We start from the raw sequence: 21,111 nt of genomic DNA, 5'->3' as shown, positions 1-21,111 counted from the left end.
TTCGTACTAATGATTGCCAGGACAAATGACCACAGATGTTTTCATACAGGGCGACTCGGTTGTGTGTGGTCTCGGCGTTGGCTCCGAACAGGTCGCTGACGCTCTATTTGCAGATGCGTTGCCAGACTTGGATGTTGCTAGGCTGATAGATGGTCGGACCGTGCCTATCAGTTCGGTCGATCTGAATGCCCATGAATTGATGCGAGAAAGCGGCATACCGGAATCGCGCAACAATCGTTTGGCCAAAATTGCGCTGGATTGTCTGCCGCATCGCGCGAAGGATATTGTTTCGGCAACTGTCCCTGATCGGCTTGGAATCGTTATTGGCACCAGCACATCGGGCATCGGCGATGCCGGGGATGCGATGACCAGGTTTGTCAAGGATGGGAGGTGGCCAAGCAATTTCGAACTCTCCATGCAGGAACTTGGCGATCCGGCGCTGTTCATCGCCCGCCAGGTGGGTGCGCAAGGGCCGACCTACGCCGTTTCGACCGCCTGCACATCGAGTGCGAAAGCCATCATTTCTGCTGCCAGGATGATCAAGCAGGGCCTTTGCGATACCGTGATTTGCGGCGGCGTCGATACGGTGTGCGACATGACATTGAACGGTTTTGGTGTTCTGGAAGCCCTGTCGCAGGAACGCTGCAAGCCATTCAGCCGCAATCGATCGGGTATCCATATCGGCGAAGGCGGGGCGTTGTTTGTTCTGACCGCTCAACCGTCGGCTGTTCGCGTTTCGGGGTGGGGCGAAAGTTCCGATGCGCATCACATCAGTGCCCCTGATCCTGAAGGCCACGGGGCCCGGATCGCAATGTCATCGGCTCTGCAGATGGCGGGCAGGACTCCCGATGAAATCGGCTACATCAATCTGCATGGCACTGCCACCGTGCAGAACGACCTGATGGAGGCGGGAGCCGTTCATGGCTTATTTGGTGACACGACACCCTGCAGTTCCACAAAGCCGTTGACCGGACACACATTGGGTGCCGCTGGTGCTATCGAGGCCGCCTTCGTTGCCCATGCCATCAAGCGACGACGTCTTCCGCGCAACCGCAACGACGGCGAGAACGATCCAGGCCTCGCAAACATTCAGTTGCTGGAATCGGATGCAGACTTTGCTGGCGCGGCCGCCATGAGCTGCAACTACGCCTTTGGCGGCAACAATACGGCATTGGTACTGGAGCCGACATGATGCAGTCAGAGTACCCGGATATCAGCGAGCTCGTGCCGCACCAGGGGCGCATGTGCCTTGTTTCCAACGTTCGGGATGAACAAGAGGGCCAACTGTCGGTTGCCATCACCATTGAACCCGATCATCCCTTTCTGGTGCCTGGAGAAGGCGTGCCGACCTATGTCGGATTGGAGATGATGGCGCAGTCGATCTGTGCGAAGGATGGTCTTGTCCAGAAGCGCAAGGGCCGTGCCCCGGCTATTGGTTTCCTGCTGGGATGTCAGCGATATCGTACCTATCGGGACTGGATCCGTTTGGGAGAAACCGTGACTGTGCACGTGAACAGCCGATTGGATGCTGAAGAACTGGGCTCCTTCGAATGCCGACTTCAGGCTGAGTCCGGGGATGTTCTAGCAACTGGAACCCTCAGTGTGTACCGACCCCGGGACCTCTCCGGATTCCTCTCAAACGATGAAGCCGATGCATGACGGACACGGATGACAGGCGCGTACTTGTGACGGGAGCGAGCAAGGGGATCGGGGCATCGGCGGCCGAGTGGCTTGCCGGTATGGGGCATCCTGTCGTGGTTCATTACGGTCGTGACGAAGCAGGTGCGGTTGCAGTCGCTCAACGCATCAGGTCCGCTGGTGGGAAGGCCGACACAATCGGGTTTGACGTTTCCGACCGAAAGCAGACGCGGGATGAACTGGAAAGGCAGGTCGCAGACCATGGCTCGTTCTGGGGAATTGTCCTAAACGCCGGGACGACTCGCGACAACGCATTTCCCTCGCTCAGCGATCAGGACTGGGACAGCGTCATCCGGACCAACCTAGATGGTTTCTACAATGTGCTGCATCCGCTGGTCATGCCAATGATACGGCTCCGCGATGGTGGCCGTATCGTTACGCTGTCCTCGATATCTGGACAGGTCGGGAACCGAGGTCAAGTGAACTACAGTGCTTCCAAGGCGGGCATCATCGGCGCGACCAAGGCGCTGGCCGTCGAACTGGCGAAGCGGAAGATCACGGTTAATTGTGTCGCCCCTGGGCTGATCGAAACTGCGATGACCGCAGGTCTGCCAGCTGAAGATGTAAACAAGTCCATCCCGCTACGACGCTTTGGCAGGCCTGAAGAGGTGGCTTCACTGGTTGGCTATCTGTTTTCGCCCGAGGCCGGGTATATTACGCGACAGGTTATTTCGGTGAATGGTGGAGTATCGTGACAAAGCGTGTGGCAGTTACCGGAATGGCGGGCATATCGGCGCTGGGCAACGACTGGCCCGCGATTCGCGATCGCATGCTGGCGGGGGAGACTGCCACGCGGTCAATGCCGCAATGGGATCACCTGCAGGATCTCGACACGCGCTTGGCTGCACCAGCCGATCATTTTGCGCACGAGAAGGCCTACCCTCGCAAGAAGATGCGCTCTATGGGACGCGTCGCAACATTGGCGGTCAGTGCTGCTGAGAAGGCACTTCAGGACGCTGACCTGATCGACGACCCGGTTCTGACCAGTGGCAGGACCGGTGTGTCCTGCGGTTCCTCCTATGGGTCTACGGAACCTGCAAGGGATTTCGTCAAGTTCCTCGAAAGCGGCAAGGCCGGTTCGCTGAACGCCACCAGCTACGTCCGCATGATGAACCACACATCACCGGTCAACATTGGTGTCTTCTTTCAGTTACGTGGCCGTGTCATCACCACTTCGTCGGCCTGTACATCCGGCTCCCAGGGTATCGGGTACGCATTCGAGGCGATCCGGCATGGCTATGCCGATGTCATGATTGCCGGGGGAGCAGAAGAACTCTGCCCATCGATGGCAGCAGTGTTTGATACGCTCTATGCAACAAGTACCCGTAACGACGATCCCGGTATCGCCTCGCGGCCTTTCGACGCCGACAGAGATGGGCTGGTCATCGGCGAAGGTAGCGCCATTCTGATACTTGAAGAGTACGAGCATGCGCGCGAGCGAGGGGCGGAGATCATTGTCGAACTGGTCGGTTTCGCTACCAACTCAGACGGTGCTCACATCACGCAACCAATGCAGGCGACCCAGGCGCTGGCGATGCGGGAAGCGCTGACCATGGCCGGGATCACTCCGGATGCCGTGGGTTTCATTAGTGGGCATGGTACCGCAACTGAACTTGGTGACATCGCAGAATCCCGGGCAACGTCGGAAGTCTATGGCGACAAGGTTCCGTTTCATTCATTGAAGGGGCACTTCGGTCATACTCTTGGTGCCTGCGGCGCGCTTGAAGCCTGGCTGGCGCTCGAAATGCGCCGTGAGGGTTGGTTCGCCGGAACCGCGAACCTTCAACGCGTTGACGAACGCTGTGGCGCACTGGATTACGTTCAAGGGGCTGGGGGTCGGAAAATCGATTGCGAATATGTTGTCTCCAACAATTTCGCATTCGGGGGCATCAACACCTCTTTGGTGTTTCGCGCGACATAGAGAAATGTCCCCATCAATACAATTTTTTGGAGGGACCTGACTTGTTCTTGATCTACACAAGATCCAGCCGGGCGCTGCAGAGTGTCATCATGTTACTCGGACACACTTTGGCGGTCCCGAGTTGCAGGAACACTGACGAACTCTTGAAAATTGCCCCCTTGGGGAAGTGTCCTCTCTACATTCGCGATGTCGCGTATCGGAGGGGGGAGTCAACTTTGTTGGTATTTTTGTTGGTACATAGAAGTTATTTGGCATAATTATCGAATTGAATGCAGTAGGTTAAGTTGTCAGTGCGTTGCCACTCAGCGGCACCACTCCTCTCCCCCGTCTTTCGGATATCCGGTGCTTCAGTACACCCGGCGTTTTGGGGCCCAGCGTTTCACGGGCTTGCCGCCGGTGATCACTTTCGGCACGCCCTCGGGCAGGTCGTCGCTTTGCCTGTGTGCGGGAACCGGTGCCTGATCCTGAGGCTGAGCCGCAGGGGCGGCTTTTCGGGGGGCAGGGGCCGGGCGGCAGGGTTCGGCGTCGCCCATGAACGCACGGCGGTACGCGGGGCCCATCTGATCGAGCGGAATTTCGGCATCGGGGGCCAGCTCGCGTACGTCGGCGAAGATTCCGTCCGCCTCGACGAAGCCCTCAAGCTGTTCGACAGGCAATGTGCCGAATTTCCGGAAGATCAGCGACAGACAGGCTTCAGCCTTGGGGTCGATCTCCTTGGGCCGGTGGCTCTCGTCGGCGACTTCGAGCACGGGATAGAGATTGGGGTCGCAGGGGCCGAGCGAGCCGGCGATGAACCGGCTGGGCATCAGCGCGCGGCCGTCGTTCGCGGCGGCGAACAGGCCCTGGGCCATGTAGAGCAGGTGCTGCAGCTTGCGCGGCTGCAGGCGTGTTCCGTTCGATTCGGCGGCGGCGTTGAACCATGCAACGGCGGCCACGGATGTCTTCAGGGCGGGTTTGCGAAAGCGGGGCGTCTGGGTCATGCGCCGGATCATCCGGCAACATGGCTAATGGACCGTTAACCGAGGGTCTTCAGCTTCTTCGCCGCCTCGACCGCGAAGTAGGTCAGCACGCCGTCGCAACCGGCCCGCTTGAAGCCCAGCAGGCTTTCCATCATCACCTTCTCGCCGTCCAGCCAGCCGTTGGCGGCGGCTCCGGCCAGCATCGCGTATTCGCCGGACACCTGGTAGGCGAAGGTGGGCAGGCGGAATTCGTCCTTCACGCGACGGCAGAGATCCAGATAGGGCATGCCCGGCTTGACCATCACCATGTCGGCACCCTCGGCGATATCCATGGCGACTTCACGCATGGCCTCATCGCCGTTGGCCGGGTTCATCTGATAGGTGGCCTTGGTCGCCTTGCCGAGGTTGGCCTTGGACCCGATCGCATCGCGGAAGGGGCCGTAGAACGCGGAGGCGTATTTCGCGGCATAGGACATGATCTGCGTGTTGTGATGGCCGTGGGCTTCCAGCGCGGCGCGGATGGCACCGATGCGGCCGTCCATCATGTCGGACGGCGCGATGACGTCGCACCCGGCCTCGACCTGGTTGAGGGACTGTTCGATCAGCACCTCGACCGTGATGTCATTCTGGACATAGCCGTCGCGGATCAGGCCGTCATGGCCGTGGCTGGTGAAGGGGTCCAGCGCCGCATCGCAGAGCACGCCGACCTCCGGCAGGGCCTGTTTCAGCGCGCGGACGGCCTGGCAGACGATGTTTTCGGGATTGGTGGCTTCGGTGCCTTCGTCATTCTTCCGGTCGGCGTCGATGGCGGGGAAGATCGCCACCAGCGGCACACCCAGATCGCCGGCCTCGCCGACCGCATCGACCAGGCTGCTGAGAGACTGACGCCGGACACCCGGCATGGAAGCGATCTCGACCGGATCGTCGCCGTCATGGACGAAGACCGGCCAGATCAGATCGGCCGCCGTGAGCACGTTCTCGGCCACCAGCCGCCTGGACCAGTCATTGGCCCTGTTGCGCCGCATCCGGACGCGCGGATAGGCCGATAACGGCAGGTCTTCGCGATCGACGGTGGCGGGCATCGGTTGGCGGAAGGGCAGGGGATTTTCGCTCATGGCACGGGCCTGTCGATCATGTGTATGCTGGCGGCAGTATAGGTCAGCGTGCCGTGCCGGGCAAAGGCGTCGGCGTCACAGTCTGCAGATCGGGGAAAGCCGGAGATGTCTGAAGAACGCAAGCCCGCCTTCTGTGCGCAATGCCGCTCGCGGTGCGGCTGTACGGCCATCGTGGAAGATGGTCGTCTGACCGGTCTTCAGCCGATGCCGGAACACCCGAGCGGCAAGGCGCTGTGCCCGAAAGGCCACGCTTCGCCGGAACTGGTCTATCACCCGGACCGGCTGACGCGCCCGATGCGCCGGATTTCGCCCAAAGGCCATGCGCCGGTCGAATGGGAAGCCATCTCCTGGACCGAAGCGCTCGATCAGATCGCCGACAGGATGGGGGATGTACGCGATCGGTTCGGTGCCGAACAGGTCGCCTTCTCGGTCACGACGGGCAGCGGCACCCACATCTCTGACGGCATTTCCTGGATCGAGCGGTTCATCCGCGCCTTCGGCAGTCCGAACACGATCTACAGCACGGAAATCTGCAACTGGCACAAGGATTTCGCCTCGCGCTTCACCTACGGCAGCGATATCGGCACGCCCGATTTCGCCAACACGGAATGCGCGCTGATCTGGGGGCACAACCCGGCGACGACATGGCTGGCGCGGTCCGTCGAGATTCGCGAGGCACGGGGCAGGGGGACGAAGACCATCGTCGTGGATCCGCGCCGGACGCTGTATGCAAAGCGCGCGGATGTGTGGCTGCGCGTGCGGCCGGGTACGGATCAGGCGCTGGCGCTGGGGCTGATCAACCTGATTCTCGAAGGCGAGACGTTCGACGCGGATTTCGTACGTCAGTGGACCAATGCGGCGTTGCTGGTACGCGACGATACGGGCGCTCTGCTGCGTCAGAGCGATCTGGAACCGGGCGGTCGCGACGACATCGCTTTCGCACGTGCGGATGATGGAGGACTCGTTGCCTACGACATGACCGCGCGTGAATGGCGCGACGGTCCGGGCGGTGTGGTCCTGTTCGGCGCGATCGAGGCTGCGGGGACGAACGGGACGATGGCCTGCACGTCGGTGCTTCAGCTCCTCAAACAGGCCGCAGCCGCGTGGTCGCCCGAACGCACGGCGGACGTCACCGGCGTAGCGCCGGACCGGCTTCGCGCAGCCGCCGGCCTTCTCACCGAAAGCGGTTCTGTCGCCTACTATGCCTGGAACGGCGTTGGACAGAGCGTGACCGCGACACAGACCGACAGGGCGATCTCGATCCTCTACAGCCTGCTTGGCCACTACGGGAGCAAGGGCGGCAACGTGCCGGGTGCGGCGGCCCCGTTCAATGACATCTCTGGCCATGACCTGGTGACGCCGGAACAGCGCGCGAAGACGCTGGGGCTGGCCGATCGCCCGCTGGGACCGGGCCGCAACGGATGGGTGACGGCGCGCGACACCTATCGGGCCGTGCTGGAGGGCGATCCGTATCCCGTGCGGATGCTATTCTCCTTCGGTGGCAACCTGCTGTCGGCGCAGCCGGACATGGCGATGGCGAAGAGGGCGCTCGGGAAACTCGACTTCCACGTGCACACCGATTTCTTCCTGAATGACGCCGCGGATTATGCCGACATCGTGCTGCCGGTCTCGACATCCTGGGAGCGCGAGGCCCTGCGTACCGGCTTCGATGCGTCCCTGGAAGGACAGCGCCGGGTTCAGTTGCGTCAGGCCGTCGTGGACCCGGTCGGCAAGGCCCGCAGCGACATCGAGATCGTGCTGGGCCTGTCCGGGCGACTGGGACTGTCGGAACAGATGTTCGATGGTGACGTCGATGCCGGACACCGGCATGTGCTCGCGCCATCGGGCATCGACCTCGATGACCTCAGGCAGCATCCCGAAGGTATCGACCTGGACGGGCATGTACCCCAGCAGTCATACCGCACGAAAGGCTTCCCGACTCCGTCCGGCCTGATCGAACTCTATTCGGAGACGTTCCTGCAGCATGGCCATGCGCCTCTTCCCGAACTGGCCGACAACCCTGATTCCCAAGGCCGGCGCATCGATTTTCCGCTCAGACTCAGTTCCGCCAAGACGGTCGCCTATTGCCACAGTCAGGGACGCAACATTCCGGCGCTCAGGAAGCTCACGCCCGATCCGGTCGTCGAGATCGCCCCTGAAACGGCAGCGGAACGCGGCATCGGCGCCGGGGACTGGGTCGAAATCGCGACGCGGGACGGCGAAGTGTTCGCCCGTGCGAAGCTGGTCGAGGATCAGGAACCGGACACGGTTGTCGCGCAGCACGGCTGGACGGCCCGGCAGAATGCGGCCAACGGCCTGCCGACCAACATGAACGCGGTGCTGTCGACCAGAGATGCCGACCCGATCAGCGGCTCGATACCGCTGCGGTTCCACTGGTGCGAGATACGCCCGGCAACCGAAACCGTGGCAAAGTCCGGCATGGCCGCCGCCGAGTAAGCCGGACTATATTGCCGACAGTCAGACCAACCGATCGGGGAGGATCGCATGTCATACAGCACCATGAAGTACGAGGTCGCGGACGGGGTGGCCACCATCACGCTCAACCGGCCCGATGAGGCGAACGCGCTGGATCTGGAGATGTCGAAGCAGCTGTTCGATGTCGCGGTTCGCTGCGACGAGGATCCGGACGTGCGTGCCGTGATCCTGACCGGCACGGGCAAGATGTTCTGCGCCGGCGGCGACGTCGCCTTCTTCAGCACCCAGGGTGAGAAGCTGCCCACCATGGTCAAGCACATGACCATGTATCTGCACGGTGCGGTATCGCGCCTCAGCCGCATGGACGCGCCCGTGATCTCGGCGGTGAACGGTACCGCCGCCGGTGCCGGGTTCAGCCTTGCCATCATGGGCGACATTGTCATGTCCGCGGACAGTGCCAAGTTCACCATGGCCTACACCCGGCTCGGCGTGTCGCCGGACGGCTCATCCAGCTATTTCCTGCCGCGCCGCGTCGGTACCAAGCGCGCGCTGGACCTGATGCTCACCAACCGGCTGCTGAGTGCTGCCGAGGCGGAAAGCTGGGGCATGGTCGATTATGTCCACCCGGCTGAAACCCTGATGGACGAAGCCCGCAGGATGGCCGCGATGCTGGCCGAGGGACCGACGAAAGCCTACGGGCGGGTGAAGAACCTGGTCCATGACAGCATGCACGAAACGCTGGAAAGCCAGATGGAGCGGGAGACGGTCGGTATCGCGGAATCCATGCGTTCGGAAGACGGACGTGAAGGCGTGGACGCCTTCGTGAACAAGCGCAAGGCTGACTTCAGGGGACGTTAGGAGCGGCTGTCATGCCGGCGACCGGGTCAGGTGCTGGCCCGGTCGGTCACCGGTCGATGCGCCGCCGCCCCAGATCTGGATCCCATTGGCGAACACCATCTCGATACCGGCTGCGGGTTGCTGTGGCTCAGCGAACGTTGCCGTGTCGATGACGGTCGCCGGGTCGAACAGGACGAGGTCGGCCGCATATCCGGTTGCAAGGCGACCGCGCCCCTTCAGGCCGAATGTGTCCGCAGTCAGCGATGTCATCTTGCGAACGGCGTCTTCCAGGCTGAACAGGCCTTCATCCCGAGCGTAGTGACCCAGAACGCGGGGAAAGGTGCCCCAGGCGCGGGGATGCGGATGGCGGTCCATGACGATACCGTCGGAGCCGATCATTGTGTCGGGCCATGCCAGAATGCGGGACACGTCGGCCTCGTCCATAGCGAAATAGACGGCACCGCCGGGCATCAGCTTTTCCGCTGCCTCGGTGTCGCTGCATCCCATTTCCGCGGCGATGTCCGACAGGTCGCGTCCTGTCGCCTCCGGCATCGTCGTTGACCAGGTGATGATCACGCGGCTGCATTTGTGCACCCGCTCGGGCTGCAGGATGGTGGAACTGGCTGTATAGGGATAGGCATCGAGACCGACGGTCTGGTTCGACCGCGCGGCCTCGATCATCTTCAGTGTCACCTCGGACTTGCCGAAGTTCTGCGGGCTGGTGCACTTGTGATGGCTGACGATGACAGGTGTCCCGGCGTCACGACCGATGCGGAAAGTCTCTTCCAGGGAGTCGGTTACGAAATCTTCTTCATCCCGCATGTGAGTGACATAGAGGCCGTTGTAGCGCGCAAGCACACCGGCGATCGCGGTCACCTCCGAGGTCGGTGCGGCATTGGCGGGCGCATAGTAGAGGCCGGTCGAGAGGCCGAGCGCGCCCTGCTGCATCGCCTTGTCCAGCAGATCGCACATGCCGTCGATCTCAGCCGCCGTCGCGGGTCGGTCGAAGTCATCCATGAAGGCGTTGCGCAGATTGATGTGGCCGCACAGGCAGGCGTGGTTCACGGCTGCGGGTTCGGCCTCCATCGCGGCAAAATAGTCCGCAAAACTTTCGAAACCCGGTTCGCCGCTCCGGTTGATCAGATTGAGCGGCGGCGGTCCCTCCGGTCGGCCCGGCAGAAACGGCGCGGCGCTGACGCCGCAATTGCCGTTGATGACCGTGGTGACACCCTGACTGACCTTCGGTTCCAACAGGGGCATCTCGATCAGCGCGCGGTCGTCATGGCAGTGGCTGTCGATGAAACCGGGCGCAAGCGCCAGCCCGTCCGCATCGACGATCTGATCTGCAGATGTCTTTCCGAGGTCGCCCATAGCAACGATGCGACCGTCACTGACGGCAAGATCGCCTGTTGTCGAGGGCGCGCCGGTTCCGTCGATCAGGCGGGCGTTGCGGATCAGCAGGTCATGATCGGGCATGGCGGTTCCTATCCGGCGAGATCCTTCAGTTTTTCCTCGACCATCCAGATGCGGTCGCCGCCCCAGAACAGTTCGCCGTCGATGGCGAAGGTCGGCACCCCGAAGACGCCCATGTCGATGGCTTCCTGACGTTCCTGCTCGTGGCGTTTCAGCCCGTCTCCGGTCAGCCAGTCATCGAATCCGGTCACATCGGCCCCGATGTCGGACAGCACCCGCCGGATCTCGTCGGGTACATCGACGTTCAGATCACGCTTGAAGAACCGCTCGAACACGGTGCTGGCGTAGGGGCGCAGCAGGTCCTGCTCGATGGCATAGGTCATGCCGATCCCGGCGGGGCGCGAGTTGAAGATCTTCTTCGGTCCCAGCACGGTCAGGCCCTTGCGGTTGGCCAGCCGCCGCGCATCCATGTAGGCGTACTTGACCTTGCGCCAGTCGTTCTCGCTGCGGGTTTCGACCGCGCCCAGAAACTCCGGAATTTCCAATGTGTAGTGAACCCAGCGGATTTTCTGACCGCTTTCGTCTTCCAGCCGGAACGCGTCTTCCATCGCCAGATAGGCGAAGGGGCTCTTGAAGTCGGTGAAGTGGATGATGTCGGTCATGCGGCGACGTCTGCTTTCAGGTGTCCCGATCTCACATACAGCAGGCAACCGGTATCGGTGCGTGGCGCATGGCTGGACCCGTCGGCCAGCCTGAGCCACGTGCCTGCCGGATAGCGTCCGTCGTCATCGTGAATTTCGCCTTCGATCACAAAGACTTCCTCTCCGCCGTCGTGGGTGTGATGCTGAACCCGCGTCCCCGGTGCAAGGCGGGACAGGTAGATCTTCTCGGGATGATCCTCGTCATCGTACAGATCGAAACGCAGGCGCCCCGGTGCCGATTCACGCCAGCCGGTCTGCTCGGTCGTGTCCTTGCGATAGGCCGGTCGATGATTCCCTGCGTACTGGCAGAGTTTCACCAGCAGTGTGCATCCGGCTTCGGTCTTCGGTGCGTGCGGGGTGTTGTTGGGCAACAGCGTCCAGGTTCCTTTCGGATAGCTGTCGTGCTCATCGGCAAATGTGCCTTCAAGGACCAGAACCTCTTCGCCGAGGGGATGGTCATGCCGCGCGAAGCCTGCGCCGGGATCGAACCTGACGATGGAAGTCACCATGCCTTTTTCCGTGTCGCCGATCAGTTCCAGCCGCTTGCGCCAGACGCCTTCTGACGGGCTGGCCTGCCATTCCATCTGGTTCGTGTTGATGACGACGCTCTTGCCGCGGTTGCCGTGCAGATCACTCATGCCCGATCCTCCATTTCCAATTCCGTCGATAGTGGCTTAACTGGCGCGGTCAGGGGAGAGGGAAAAATCGTGCAGCAGATCGTCGTCGAACGCAGGTTCCAGGGGCCGACACAGTCCGCCAACGGCGGATACATCGCGGGCGTGCTCGCCGAACTGATTGACGGGCCGGCGGAAATCACGCTGCGATCGCCGCCGCCGCTCGAAACGCCGATGCAGATCGTCGAGACCGAAGAAGGTTTCGAACTGCGTCATGAAGGTGCGCTTGTCGGATCGGTGAAGCCCGGCACCTTCAGCGTCGAGATACCGGAAAAACCATCCGACGCGGCAGTCCTGGCGGCGCTGCCGAACTATCGCGGCGCGAAGAACAGTCCGATTCCCCATTGCTTCGTATGCGGTGTGAAGGGCGAGGTGGGACGCACGTTGCGGGTGTTTGCGTCGCCCGTCGAGGGACACGATCTCGTTGCCGCGAAATGGGAGGCGCATCCCGGCCTCGCGGATACGGAGGGCCGGATCCCCGAACGCTATGTCTTCGCGGCGCTGGATTGCCCGGGTGCCTATGCCTTCCATGACGAAGCCGGGGTCAACATGCTGCTGGGGCGCATTGCAGGCGAGGTTACCGGCACGGTGATGGCAGGCGAACTCTGCACGGTGCTGGCCTGGCGCATGGGCACCAAGGGGCGCAAGGCCTGGGCGGGATCGGCCGTGCTGAACGCGCGCGATGAAGTCGTCGCCAGTGCCTACGCGACCTGGATACGGGTGCCGAGCATCAGCTAGCCGTCCGGTTCGTGGGCACCAGCGCGGCGGTTCTAGCCACCGACGCGCGCGTAAAGTCCCAGGATGTATTTGCGGTCGTCGGGGTCGAGTTCGCCTTTCTCCAGATCGGCCTGGAAGTCGCGCAGGTCTTCGGCCGTGTTCTCGTTCAGGTCGGGCTTGGCCAGCAACGCCTTCAGCGCCTTGGCGACCGACGCATCGTCTTCGCCAAGATCGAGGGCCGCAGCCGATGGGGCGCGGCGCAGTCCTTCCCGGATCACTTCATCCCAGGAAAGGCCTGAGGCTTCCATCAGCGCAGACGCTTCGCGGCTGGCGGCGAGCGCTTCGGTGTCATCCTCAACGGCCATCCGTTCCAGGCAGTCAATCAGGGCCTCGCGGTCGATACTCATGTTGACGGTCTCCGCATCTCGACGTTCACTAGGTTCATGCCCCGCGCCATATCACGACGCGCGCGGGAATGACAGTCAGTCCGAGAGGAAACCCATGATCGATCTGTATTACTGGCCCACACCCAACGGGTGGAAGATCTCGATCATGCTGGAGGAATGCGGGCTGGCGTACCGCATGATTCCGGTGAACATCGGCGAGGGCGAGCAGTTCGATCCGGATTTCCTGAAGATCAGCCCGAACAACCGGATGCCGGCGATCGTCGATCATGATGGGCCCGGCGGCGCGCCCTATCACCTGATGGAAACGGGTGCCATTCTGATCTACCTCGCCGAGAAGACCGGCATGTTCCTGCCAAAGGATCCTGCCGGTCGATACCGCGTGATCGAATGGCTGATGTGGCAGATGGGCGGGGTCGGGCCGATGTTCGGTCAGAACGGCCATTTCAAGCTCTATGCGACCGAGGATATTCCCTACGCGAAGAAGCGGTATCTGGACGAATCCAACCGCCTCTACGGTGTGCTGGATCGCCGGATGGCGGGCAGGGACTATGTCGCGGATGAATATTCCATCGCCGACATGGCGCTGATGCCCTGGTTCATGCTGCACCGCATGCAGGGCATCGTGATGGACGATTATCCGAACGTGCGCCGCTGGTACGATCTGGTGAAACAGCGACCGGCGGTCCGGCGCGGTGTCGATCTGGGGCGCGAGCTGCGGCGCAAGCCGGAAGACATGGGCGAGGAGCAGAAGAAGAACCTGTTCGGCGACAAGCAGTTCCAGAAACGCTGATGAGTTCGGAATCGGACAATCCGGAGACATTCCTGGCGCAGGCGCTCGGGCACGTCGAACCGGCCAGTCGCGGTCTGGCACCGGGAATCTATCCGGCCTCGACGTACGAGCGCGATCCGGACCTGAGTCTGCCCGGCGGTGCCGTCTACGCGCGTGACGAGAACCCGACCTTCGAACTGGCGGAACAGATGCTGGCGAAGCTGGAAGGCGGCACCGGGGCGATGCTGTTTCCGTCGGGGATGGCGGCTGCATCGACGCTGTTCCAGTGCCTGAAGGCGGGCGACAGCGTGATCATCCCCGAGATCATGTATTTTGCCCTGAAGGTCTGGCTGCAGGACTTCGGCGCGCGTTTCGATGTCGAGGTGCGCATGATCGGCAACGACGCGTCGGATTATGTCGAGGCCCTGGCGCGGAAGCCTGCGCAGATCGTCTGGGTGGAAACCCCCAGCAATCCGATGTGGCACGTGACCGATATCGCTGCCGTGGCCGAAGCCTGCAGATCAGCCGGCGCGGTACTGGCCGTGGACAACACGGTACCCACGCCGCTGCACACCCGACCGCTCGATTTCGGGGCGGATTTCGTGATGCATTCGGCGACCAAGTCGCTGAACGGTCACTCGGATGTGCTGGCGGGGGCGCTGGTGACGAAGGACGTGGAGCATCCACTCTGGCTGGACGCCAGAAAGCAGCGGGGGCTGGGTGGCTCGATCATCGGTCCGTTCGAGGCCTGGCTGCTCGCACGCGGCATGCGTACGCTGGCGATACGGGTGGAGCGGGCATCGGCCAATGCGCAGAAGATCGCCGAATGGCTGGATGCCCGCAACGACGTCGACGCCATCTATCCGGGTCTGCCGAACCATCCGGGGCATGCGGTCGCGAAGCAGCAAATGCGGAACGGCTTCGGGGCGATGCTGTCGGTGCTGGTGCGGGGCGAGAGGACAACGCGCGCGAAGGCCGTGAAGGCCCGCCTGAAGCTTTTCCGGCGCGCGACATCGCTGGGCGGGGTCGAGAGCCTGGTGGAGCACCGCCATACGGTCGAAGGCGCGGCCACCATGTCACCGCCCGATCTGCTGCGCCTTTCCGTCGGGATCGAGAATGTCGACGACCTGATCGCCGATCTGGATCAGGCGCTGGATATCTGAATCGAATTGTCAAAGGGGAAGTCCAAGTGATTGAATTCTATACGTGGGGTACGCCGAACGGACGCAAGATCTCGGTGATGCTGGAGGAATGCGGTCTGGATTATCAGGTGCATCCGATCGACATCACCAAGGACGAACAGTTCGATCCGGATTTCCTGAAGATCAGCCCGAACAACAAGATACCGGCGATCGTGGATCACGACGGGCCCGGCGGCGAAGACATCTCGGTCTTTGAGACCGGGGCCATCCTGATCTATTTGGCTCAGAAGACGGGAAAGTTCCTGCCCGGCGACCCGCACAAGTTCACGGACACGATGCAGTGGCTGATGTGGCAGATGGGTGGCGCGGGTCCGATGATGGGTCAGGCGCATCATTTCCGGAAGTTCGCGCCTGAAAAGATTCCCTACGCCATCGACCGTTATACCAACGAGACCAGGCGTCTCTATGGCGTGGCCGACAAGCAGCTGTCGCAGCACGACTGGCTGGCGGCCGATACATACACCATCGCGGATATCGCGACCTTCCCATGGATCGCGCGCCATGAATGGCAGGGCATGGAACTGGAAGACTTTCCGAACCTGAAGCGCTGGTATGACCGCATCTGGGCACGCGACGCGGTGAAGAAGGGCTTTGAAGTGCCGTAACACGTTGGCGCACGATGGTATCAAGCTCGCGTGAGACCTCTGGCGCGGGGGTTTCCAGATGATCACCTGTCGGCTCTAACCAATGAGACATGGTGACCGGGGGCAGGTTGATGACAGAGTCAGATCAGGCGAAGAAGTCCGGCGGGATGCCGGGCTGGCTGAAGATCGTTGCCGGTCTCGCGGTCCTGGTTGCGATCATTGCGGCCTATTCGGTATTGCCGATCGCGGACTGGATCGAGGCTTTCCGGACCTGGATCGAAGGGCTGGGCCCGGTCGGCTGGGTAGTGTTTGCCCTGGTCTATGCGTTCGCCGTGCTGGCGCTGGTACCGGGGGCCCTGCTGACTCTGGCGGCGGGTGTCGCGTTCGGCCTGTGGGGGTTTCCGATCGTCGTGATCGGCGCGACCATCGGTGCGGGCATGTCCTTCCTCGCGGGCCGCTATCTGGTGCGCGAGCGGGTGCAGCGGGTCATCCAGCAGCGGCCCAAGCTGCGCGCCATCGATGCAGCCATCGAGGAAGACGGCTGGAAGATCGTGGCGTTGCTGAGATTGTCGCCGGTCGTACCGTTCAGCCTGCAGAACTGGGTATTCGGCACGACCGCCGTCGGGTTCTTTCCCTATCTGCTGGCGACCTTCTTCGGGATCATGCCGGGCACGCTTCTGTATGTGTGGATCGGGTCGCTCGGCGGCGCGGCGGCGGCAGGCGAGGAGGCTTCCGCGCTGAAGTATGTCTTTTTCGGTGTCGGCATCGTCGCGACCCTGATCGTGACAATTCTTGTGGGGCGCAAGGCGAGCGCGAAGCTGAAGGAGCATGGGCTGGAAGAAGTTGTCGAGGACAACTGAATTTCCGCCGATGTCTCATCGTATTTCACGCGACAGCCAAAGAACTTGCCACGGCAACAAACCATTCTTTGTCAAAGGATCCGGCCTGTTCATTGTTCGACGGCTTTCGGGAACCGTTCATTAACCTTTCTGGTCGCAAGCTTCCTCGCAAGGCACGGCACTCTGCGGGTCGTCGTCGCTGACACGAGAGATGAGATTGGAAGATGGGACACTATGATCCGAGCAAACTTGACAAGCTGATGGCCATGGCCGATGCGGGCGACCGAGACGCGCAGTACAGGATCGGTCTGATCTATGCCACCGAAACGGACGAGAGTGGGCTGATCGAGGCGCACAAATGGTTCAACATCGCTGCGACGGCAGGCGATATGCGTGCCCGGACCGAACGGCAGGAAATGGCTGAACTGATGTCATCGGCGCAGATCGCCGAAGCCCAGAAACAGGCTCGTGCCTGGATGGTTGCCCGCGCGGTCTGAAGCCCCTCCGGAGCGCGACTCTGCCACGCTTGACGTGGCGCGCGCAGTATCGCCCACTCTGAGGCATGTTTGAACATGTCGATGCCTATTGCGAACGGCTGGTGCCGGGGTTCTGGGACGAGCCGCTGAATGCGGTCACCAACCTGTCGTTCATCATTGCCGCCCTGCTGATCGCCCGGGGTGCCGCGCGACAGGGCAGCTTGCGGCGTCCCTCGCTGATGATCCCGCTTTTTCTGCTGTCGGCCACCGGCGTCGGCAGCTTTCTCTTTCACACCTACGCCAACGGATGGAGCGCGGTTGCCGATACGGCGGCGCTGAGCCTCTGCCTGTTGTTCACCTTGTACTTCGGGGCCCGGCGTTGGCTTGAAACCAACATCTTCGTTTCCCTGCTGTGGCCTGCGGGGATGATCGTCGCCGCAATGCTGCTCGCGCAGCTCGTGCCCGTACCCGGCGCATTCTATCTCGGTCCGCTGGCGGCCGGCGGCGCGATGGCGGTTGCGGCGCGGCGCGCGCGGCATCCGGCCTGGAAATGGGTGGGCGCTGCGGTTGTCGTCTTCATCCCGTCTTTCATCTTCCGGGCGATGGATGAGGCGGTATGCGCAGCCTGGCCCTATGGCACGCACTTTCTTTGGCATATCCTCAACGGCATCGTTCTGGGGCTGGCCATCTGGCCGCTTTCGAAGAACGACACGAAGTAACCGGGGAGGGATCGACCATGGCGCTTGTCGAGCGACGCGACGACGCGGGACTGTGCACACTGACACTGAACAGGCCCGAGGCGCTGAATGCGCTGTCGCCAAGCCTGTTCGTCGAACTGCGCGCCCATGTGGAGGCGTTGCACAAGCAGACCGACGATATCGGCGCGGTCATCCTTTGCGGCGCGGGGCGGTCCTTCTGCGCGGGCAATGACCTGCGCGCGATACAGGACGGCGATGTCGCGCCGACCGAGAATTACCAGTCCGATACGGTCGATCTGATCGAGAACCTGCCGCAGCCGGTGATCTGCGCCGTTCAGGGACATTGCTATACGGGCGGTCTCGAACTGGCCCTTGCAGCCGATCTCATCGTCGCCGGATCGTCCGCAAGGTTCTCCGACACGCATGGCAAGTGGGGCATGACACCGAAATGGGGCATGAGCCGCCGATTGCCGGAACGGGTCGGCATGCAGCGCGCGAAGGAAATGATGTTCTCGGCCCGCGTGATCGGGGCTGAAGAGGCCGTCAGCATCGGACTGGCCATGGAATGCGTGGATGACGAGCGCCTGCTCGATCATGTGACGGCCATGGCAGAAGGGTTTCTGGAAAACTCCTGGCACACGCTCAGGGGCGACAAGATGCTGGTGAACCAGGGCCAGAATCACGGCCACTGGGGCGCACTGGAATTCGAACGCCGCAACAGTCCGGGGCGCGGTCCCGATCTGGAAGAACGGCTGAAAGCATTCGGGAAGGGATAGAGGCATGGCACTTCTGAAAGTCGCGATCAGCGTCGGCGGGTATGACCGCTCCGGCATGGGGGCGGTCGCCGAGTATGTGCAGGCCGCCGAGTCCATGGGCGTCGACTGCGCCTGGTCCGCCGAGGCCTGGGGACAGGACGCGGCGACATCGCTCGCCTATCTGGCGGCCAAGACCAGCCGGATCAAGCTGGGTACGGGAATCATGCAGATCAGCGCGCGGGTCCCGTCCATGACGGCAATGACGGCCCTGTCAATGCACAGCCTGTCCAACGGCCGCTTCATTCTGGGGCTTGGCGTCAGCGGGCCTCAGGTCGTCGAAGGCCTGCAGGGGCAGGACTACCGCAAGCCGCTGACGCGCCTGCGCGAAACCGTCGACGTGATCCGTATGGCCTTTCGGGGCGAGAAGCTGAAATATGACGGCGAGACCATCACGCTGCCGCGTCCGGGCGGCGAAGGCAAGCCGATCAAGCTCGACTTCCCGCCGACCGAGATACCGATCTTCCTGGCAACGCTGGGTCCGAAGTCGCTGGAGTACACCGGCGAAGCGGCGGATGGCTGGCTGGGCACATCCTTCTCGCCGGATCACGCCGAGGCGCATCTGGCTTTCATTCGCAAGGGAGCCGAGAAAGCCGGACGCTCGATGGACGACATTCATCTGAACGCCGCCTGCGCGATCGGTATCGGTGAGGATGTGGAAGGCCTGATCGATGCACGCCGGCCAGGCATCGCGTTCCAGATGGGCGCGATGGGATCGGCGAAGACGAACTTCTACAATGAAGCCTTCCAGCGCTCGGGATTCCAGGACGAGGCGCTGGAGATCCAGAAGCTCTGGATCGAGGGACGCCGTGACGATGCGGCGAAGATCGTCCCCGATGCGATGATCACGGAATTCGGTGCCGTCGGCACGCCTGAGATGGTCCGAAAGCGGTTCGAGACCTATGCCAGGGCCGGGGTCAGCGGCATCACCGTGCGGTTCGACCCGGCGTTGAGCGCCGACGATCAGCTGAAGCAGCTTGAGCAGGTGATGGAACTTGTCGACTAGGGCGAGAACAGTCTGAATGGAACCATTCAGACTGTTTCCAGGAATACCGCTCTGGTTGTTTCAGGCATCACCGGTCAGATCGAAGGGTTCGACAGCCCGAACGCGAGCACGCACCAGATGCCGGTGATGCCGAGCAACAGCAGCGTGATCGCCGTGCCGCCAACGCGCCCGACGACGCTGCCGGATGGTTTCGAAAGGGCGTAGGCGTGCATCAGACGCGCGACGATCAGCGCAATGCCGGCCGCATGGATCGCCCAGCCCGGCTGTCCCGCGCTTTCGAGAAGGGCCATCATCAGCAGGATGACCGGTGCGTATTCGACCAGATTGCCGTGCGCGCGGATACGCCGTGCCAGATCCGGATTGCCCCCGTCGCCCAGACTGGGCCCGGAGGGGCCACGGCGCAGTGCAATGATCCTGATGGACAGGACGAGGAGCAGCAGGCCGGTCAGACCGGCGTAGAGCATCGTTATCTGCATGGTGGTATGGCCTCCTGACCGCATATCCGGCGCTGTTCCGAGTTAGACCGTCGCAGCATCTGGATTGCAACGGTCAAACGCACGGGATGTCATCCCGCCAGGCGGGCGGGGCCACCCGACGACCGGACAGAACGCGCGTCAGCCGTTTGTCGCTTCACGGCCCTTCAGATGCGGCATGATTTCCCCGGCCATGCGTTCCAGATTCCGGACCGCGGTCTTCAGATCCAGCCCCGGCGGCTTGGGCTGCCAGATCAGGTGCTGCAGCCCGATGCGCTGGTGCCAGCGGTTGATCTTCGCCCCGATCTGTTCGGGCGCGCCCACAAACCAGCGGGCCTGCATGAAGTCTTCCGACAGATAGTAGGGATCATCCAGAGAAAGCGGTTTGCGTTCTCCCGTCTCCGGGTCCTTTCGGGTCAGGCCGGTGCGGGCGGGGGCGTACTGCTGCCTGTAGACCAGATCCAGCGCGTGCTTGTGCGCGTCGATGGCTTCGGTGACGCTGTCGCCGATCAGGATCTCGCGCATCAGCGCATGGGGCAGGGCGGATTTCCCCGCGGCTTTCACGTTCAGGTCGTAGTCGGCGAACTGGCGCGCGGCATGGTCCAGTTCGATCAGCGGTGCGATGATCAGCCCCGCGTCGAAGCGGATGGCCCGTGCGCGGGACGCGGGCGCCGCTGCGCCCAGCCAGAGCGGCGGCGTGCCGGGGCGGATCGGAGCGGGCCTCAACAGGCCGTCACGCACCTTGTGTATCTCGCCGTCATATGAGAACCGCTCTCCTGTCTAGGCGAGATGCAGGATCTCCAGCGCTTCCTCGAAGGCGCGGGTCCGCCGCCTGTACGTCTGACCGTAGGCCGCGAACTCGGCAGGGCGGTAGCCCTGTCCCAGGCCGATCATTGCCCGTCCGCCGGAGATGTTGTCGAGCACGGACAGGTCTTCGACCAGACGCAGCGGGTGGCCGTAGAGCGGAGCGATCGCGATGCCCTGTCCGATCAGGCAGTTGGGCGCGGCATGGGCGAGCGCGGCACCCGCGACGATCGGCGAGGGGCAGTAGCCGTCCTCCTCGCCGTGATGTTCGCTGACCCATATGCTGCGGATGCCCAGCCGGTCTGCCTCGGCGGCCAGCTCCAGCGCTTCGCGGTAGATCTGCTCCCACGTCTCGCCCTGTCCGGCGTGGCGCTGGAAACTGATGGTGATCCCGATGTGCGGTGCCGTCATGTGCCGATCCTCCCCGGCGGGGAGACTAGAGCGTCCCCATATTTGATTGAATCGATTTAGGATTCCCAAATCAGTCTGGTTCTGATTCAACATGCTGGCTGGAGAAGGAGGCCAGCATGTGATGGTTCGACCTTACTCACTTGATTTGCGGGAGCGTGC

Annotated in this window: 22 protein-coding genes and 1 pseudogene; 15 read left to right on the top strand and 8 right to left on the bottom strand. The window is 62.5% G+C overall.

Annotated elements, in window-relative coordinates; all coding sequences use genetic code 11:
* Positions 1-25: 25 nt before the first annotated feature.
* Genes ACN0X7_RS04900 through ACN0X7_RS04885 form a run of 4 tightly spaced genes read left to right on the top strand, consistent with a single transcriptional unit; the run spans position 26 to position 3,619 of the window.
* Positions 26-1,192, top strand: coding sequence for a beta-ketoacyl-ACP synthase (locus ACN0X7_RS04900; RefSeq protein WP_417514719.1), 1,167 nt, complete (start codon positions 26-28; stop codon positions 1,190-1,192).
* Entirely contained in the window at positions 1,189-1,659 is a 471-nt protein-coding gene (locus tag ACN0X7_RS04895; protein WP_417514717.1) for a hypothetical protein, read from the top strand. The genes ACN0X7_RS04900 and ACN0X7_RS04895 overlap by 4 nt, the downstream gene beginning before the upstream one ends.
* The gene (fabG, locus tag ACN0X7_RS04890) at positions 1,656-2,393 is read left to right on the top strand and encodes a 3-oxoacyl-ACP reductase FabG (RefSeq protein ID WP_417514715.1); all 738 of its coding nucleotides are present in this window, start codon (positions 1,656-1,658) and stop codon (positions 2,391-2,393) included. Before ACN0X7_RS04895 ends, fabG begins: the two co-directional genes overlap by 4 nt.
* Positions 2,390-3,619 carry a beta-ketoacyl-ACP synthase gene (locus ACN0X7_RS04885; RefSeq protein WP_417514713.1) on the top strand — a complete coding sequence of 410 codons (1,230 nt, stop codon included), beginning with the start codon at positions 2,390-2,392 and terminating at the stop codon, positions 3,617-3,619. Before fabG ends, ACN0X7_RS04885 begins: the two co-directional genes overlap by 4 nt.
* A gap of 347 nt (positions 3,620-3,966) precedes the next feature.
* On the opposite strand, the gene ACN0X7_RS04880 is transcribed toward ACN0X7_RS04885, so the two are convergent.
* Positions 3,967-4,599, bottom strand: coding sequence for a hypothetical protein (locus ACN0X7_RS04880; RefSeq protein ID WP_417514711.1), 633 nt, complete (start codon positions 4,597-4,599; stop codon positions 3,967-3,969).
* Positions 4,600-4,634: 35 nt separating this feature from the next.
* Positions 4,635-5,693 carry a porphobilinogen synthase gene (gene hemB, locus ACN0X7_RS04875; RefSeq protein ID WP_417514709.1) on the bottom strand — a complete coding sequence of 353 codons (1,059 nt, stop codon included), beginning with the start codon at positions 5,691-5,693 and terminating at the stop codon, positions 4,635-4,637.
* A 105-nt stretch (positions 5,694-5,798) separates the two neighbouring features.
* On the opposite strand from hemB, the gene ACN0X7_RS04870 reads away from it, so the two are divergent.
* Both ACN0X7_RS04870 and ACN0X7_RS04865 read left to right on the top strand, forming a co-directional pair.
* Complete coding sequence (locus ACN0X7_RS04870) at positions 5,799-8,150, top strand: molybdopterin-containing oxidoreductase family protein (RefSeq protein WP_417514707.1); 2,352 nt, start codon at positions 5,799-5,801, stop codon at positions 8,148-8,150.
* Positions 8,151-8,198: 48 nt separating this feature from the next.
* Positions 8,199-8,987 (top strand): enoyl-CoA hydratase/isomerase family protein, encoded by a 789-nt coding sequence (locus ACN0X7_RS04865; RefSeq protein ID WP_417514705.1) that lies wholly within the window; start codon positions 8,199-8,201, stop codon positions 8,985-8,987.
* Positions 8,988-8,996: 9 nt separating this feature from the next.
* On the opposite strand, the gene ACN0X7_RS04860 is transcribed toward ACN0X7_RS04865, so the two are convergent.
* From ACN0X7_RS04860 to ACN0X7_RS04850, 3 genes are read right to left on the bottom strand one after another with little or no spacing between them, the layout of a single operon-like run.
* Positions 8,997-10,442, bottom strand: a complete 1,446-nt coding sequence (locus ACN0X7_RS04860; protein ID WP_417514703.1) for an N-acyl-D-amino-acid deacylase family protein — start codon at positions 10,440-10,442, stop codon at positions 8,997-8,999.
* Positions 10,443-10,450: 8 nt separating this feature from the next.
* On the bottom strand, positions 10,451-11,041 hold the full coding sequence (locus ACN0X7_RS04855; protein WP_417514701.1) for a DsbA family protein: 591 nt from the start codon (positions 11,039-11,041) through the stop codon (positions 10,451-10,453).
* Positions 11,038-11,718, bottom strand: a complete 681-nt coding sequence (locus ACN0X7_RS04850; RefSeq protein ID WP_417514699.1) for a cupin domain-containing protein — start codon at positions 11,716-11,718, stop codon at positions 11,038-11,040. Before ACN0X7_RS04850 ends, ACN0X7_RS04855 begins: the two co-directional genes overlap by 4 nt.
* Before the next feature lie 69 nt (positions 11,719-11,787).
* Here ACN0X7_RS04850 and ACN0X7_RS04845 point away from each other — a divergent pair, with 69 nt between their 5' ends.
* On the top strand, positions 11,788-12,492 hold the full coding sequence (locus ACN0X7_RS04845; protein ID WP_417514697.1) for a hypothetical protein: 705 nt from the start codon (positions 11,788-11,790) through the stop codon (positions 12,490-12,492).
* Positions 12,493-12,524: 32 nt separating this feature from the next.
* Here the strand turns inward: ACN0X7_RS04845 and ACN0X7_RS04840 are convergent, their stop codons facing one another.
* Positions 12,525-12,878, bottom strand: a complete 354-nt coding sequence (locus tag ACN0X7_RS04840) for a hypothetical protein (RefSeq protein WP_417514695.1) — start codon at positions 12,876-12,878, stop codon at positions 12,525-12,527.
* Positions 12,879-12,972: 94 nt separating this feature from the next.
* Between ACN0X7_RS04840 and ACN0X7_RS04835 the strand changes: the two genes are divergently transcribed.
* The 8 genes from ACN0X7_RS04835 to ACN0X7_RS04800 all read left to right on the top strand — a co-directional run bounded on the left by ACN0X7_RS04835 (position 12,973) and on the right by ACN0X7_RS04800 (position 19,264).
* Positions 12,973-13,668 carry a glutathione S-transferase N-terminal domain-containing protein gene (locus tag ACN0X7_RS04835; protein WP_417514693.1) on the top strand — a complete coding sequence of 232 codons (696 nt, stop codon included), beginning with the start codon at positions 12,973-12,975 and terminating at the stop codon, positions 13,666-13,668.
* Positions 13,668-14,810, top strand: coding sequence for a trans-sulfuration enzyme family protein (locus ACN0X7_RS04830; RefSeq protein ID WP_417514691.1), 1,143 nt, complete (start codon positions 13,668-13,670; stop codon positions 14,808-14,810). Before ACN0X7_RS04835 ends, ACN0X7_RS04830 begins: the two co-directional genes overlap by 1 nt.
* A gap of 26 nt (positions 14,811-14,836) precedes the next feature.
* Entirely contained in the window at positions 14,837-15,454 is a 618-nt protein-coding gene (locus ACN0X7_RS04825) for a glutathione S-transferase family protein (RefSeq protein WP_417514689.1), read from the top strand.
* 110 nt (positions 15,455-15,564) lie between these two features.
* Entirely contained in the window at positions 15,565-16,293 is a 729-nt protein-coding gene (locus ACN0X7_RS04820) for a TVP38/TMEM64 family protein (protein ID WP_417514687.1), read from the top strand.
* A 203-nt stretch (positions 16,294-16,496) separates the two neighbouring features.
* Positions 16,497-16,769, top strand: coding sequence for a hypothetical protein (locus tag ACN0X7_RS04815; protein ID WP_417514685.1), 273 nt, complete (start codon positions 16,497-16,499; stop codon positions 16,767-16,769).
* A 65-nt stretch (positions 16,770-16,834) separates the two neighbouring features.
* Positions 16,835-17,467: a ceramidase domain-containing protein gene (locus tag ACN0X7_RS04810; RefSeq protein WP_417514683.1), complete on the top strand. Its 633-nt coding sequence runs from the start codon at positions 16,835-16,837 to the stop codon at positions 17,465-17,467.
* Positions 17,468-17,484: 17 nt separating this feature from the next.
* On the top strand, positions 17,485-18,222 hold the full coding sequence (locus ACN0X7_RS04805) for an enoyl-CoA hydratase/isomerase family protein (RefSeq protein ID WP_417514681.1): 738 nt from the start codon (positions 17,485-17,487) through the stop codon (positions 18,220-18,222).
* Positions 18,223-18,226: 4 nt separating this feature from the next.
* On the top strand, positions 18,227-19,264 hold the full coding sequence (locus tag ACN0X7_RS04800; RefSeq protein ID WP_417514679.1) for an LLM class flavin-dependent oxidoreductase: 1,038 nt from the start codon (positions 18,227-18,229) through the stop codon (positions 19,262-19,264).
* Between the two features lie 74 nt (positions 19,265-19,338).
* On the opposite strand, the gene ACN0X7_RS04795 is transcribed toward ACN0X7_RS04800, so the two are convergent.
* Positions 19,339-19,740, bottom strand: a complete 402-nt coding sequence (locus ACN0X7_RS04795; protein WP_417514677.1) for an MAPEG family protein — start codon at positions 19,738-19,740, stop codon at positions 19,339-19,341.
* A 138-nt stretch (positions 19,741-19,878) separates the two neighbouring features.
* A pseudogene (locus tag ACN0X7_RS04790) lies at positions 19,879-20,952 on the bottom strand (LLM class flavin-dependent oxidoreductase).
* Between the last annotated feature and the right edge of the window lie 159 nt (positions 20,953-21,111).

Origin of the sequence: Minwuia sp. (assembly GCF_048263705.1) — a bacterium.
GTDB lineage: Bacteria > Pseudomonadota > Alphaproteobacteria > Minwuiales > Minwuiaceae > Minwuia.
The sequence above is the reverse complement of the archived record's forward strand: the minus strand, read 5'-3'. Positions and strand labels throughout refer to the sequence as shown.

Excerpts from the sequence above, each read along its gene's own strand:
- fabG (WP_417514715.1), top strand. The coding sequence starts at position 1,656 with ATGACGGACACGGATGACAGGCGCGTACTTGTGACGGGAGCGAGCAAG.
- ACN0X7_RS04840 (WP_417514695.1), bottom strand. The coding sequence starts at position 12,878 with ATGAGTATCGACCGCGAGGCCCTGATTGACTGCCTGGAACGGATGGCC.
- ACN0X7_RS04810 (WP_417514683.1), top strand. The coding sequence starts at position 16,835 with ATGTTTGAACATGTCGATGCCTATTGCGAACGGCTGGTGCCGGGGTTC.
- ACN0X7_RS04870 (WP_417514707.1), top strand. The coding sequence starts at position 5,799 with ATGTCTGAAGAACGCAAGCCCGCCTTCTGTGCGCAATGCCGCTCGCGG.
- hemB (WP_417514709.1), bottom strand. The coding sequence starts at position 5,693 with ATGAGCGAAAATCCCCTGCCCTTCCGCCAACCGATGCCCGCCACCGTC.
- ACN0X7_RS04880 (WP_417514711.1), bottom strand. The coding sequence starts at position 4,599 with ATGACCCAGACGCCCCGCTTTCGCAAACCCGCCCTGAAGACATCCGTG.
- ACN0X7_RS04860 (WP_417514703.1), bottom strand. The coding sequence starts at position 10,442 with ATGCCCGATCATGACCTGCTGATCCGCAACGCCCGCCTGATCGACGGA.
- ACN0X7_RS04835 (WP_417514693.1), top strand. The coding sequence starts at position 12,973 with ATGATCGATCTGTATTACTGGCCCACACCCAACGGGTGGAAGATCTCG.
- ACN0X7_RS04830 (WP_417514691.1), top strand. The coding sequence starts at position 13,668 with ATGAGTTCGGAATCGGACAATCCGGAGACATTCCTGGCGCAGGCGCTC.
- ACN0X7_RS04815 (WP_417514685.1), top strand. The coding sequence starts at position 16,497 with ATGGGACACTATGATCCGAGCAAACTTGACAAGCTGATGGCCATGGCC.
- ACN0X7_RS04795 (WP_417514677.1), bottom strand. The coding sequence starts at position 19,740 with ATGCAGATAACGATGCTCTACGCCGGTCTGACCGGCCTGCTGCTCCTC.
- ACN0X7_RS04855 (WP_417514701.1), bottom strand. The coding sequence starts at position 11,041 with ATGACCGACATCATCCACTTCACCGACTTCAAGAGCCCCTTCGCCTAT.
- ACN0X7_RS04850 (WP_417514699.1), bottom strand. The coding sequence starts at position 11,718 with ATGAGTGATCTGCACGGCAACCGCGGCAAGAGCGTCGTCATCAACACG.
- ACN0X7_RS04865 (WP_417514705.1), top strand. The coding sequence starts at position 8,199 with ATGTCATACAGCACCATGAAGTACGAGGTCGCGGACGGGGTGGCCACC.
- ACN0X7_RS04900 (WP_417514719.1), top strand. The coding sequence starts at position 26 with ATGACCACAGATGTTTTCATACAGGGCGACTCGGTTGTGTGTGGTCTC.
- ACN0X7_RS04800 (WP_417514679.1), top strand. The coding sequence starts at position 18,227 with ATGGCACTTCTGAAAGTCGCGATCAGCGTCGGCGGGTATGACCGCTCC.
- ACN0X7_RS04805 (WP_417514681.1), top strand. The coding sequence starts at position 17,485 with ATGGCGCTTGTCGAGCGACGCGACGACGCGGGACTGTGCACACTGACA.
- ACN0X7_RS04895 (WP_417514717.1), top strand. The coding sequence starts at position 1,189 with ATGATGCAGTCAGAGTACCCGGATATCAGCGAGCTCGTGCCGCACCAG.
- ACN0X7_RS04820 (WP_417514687.1), top strand. The coding sequence starts at position 15,565 with ATGACAGAGTCAGATCAGGCGAAGAAGTCCGGCGGGATGCCGGGCTGG.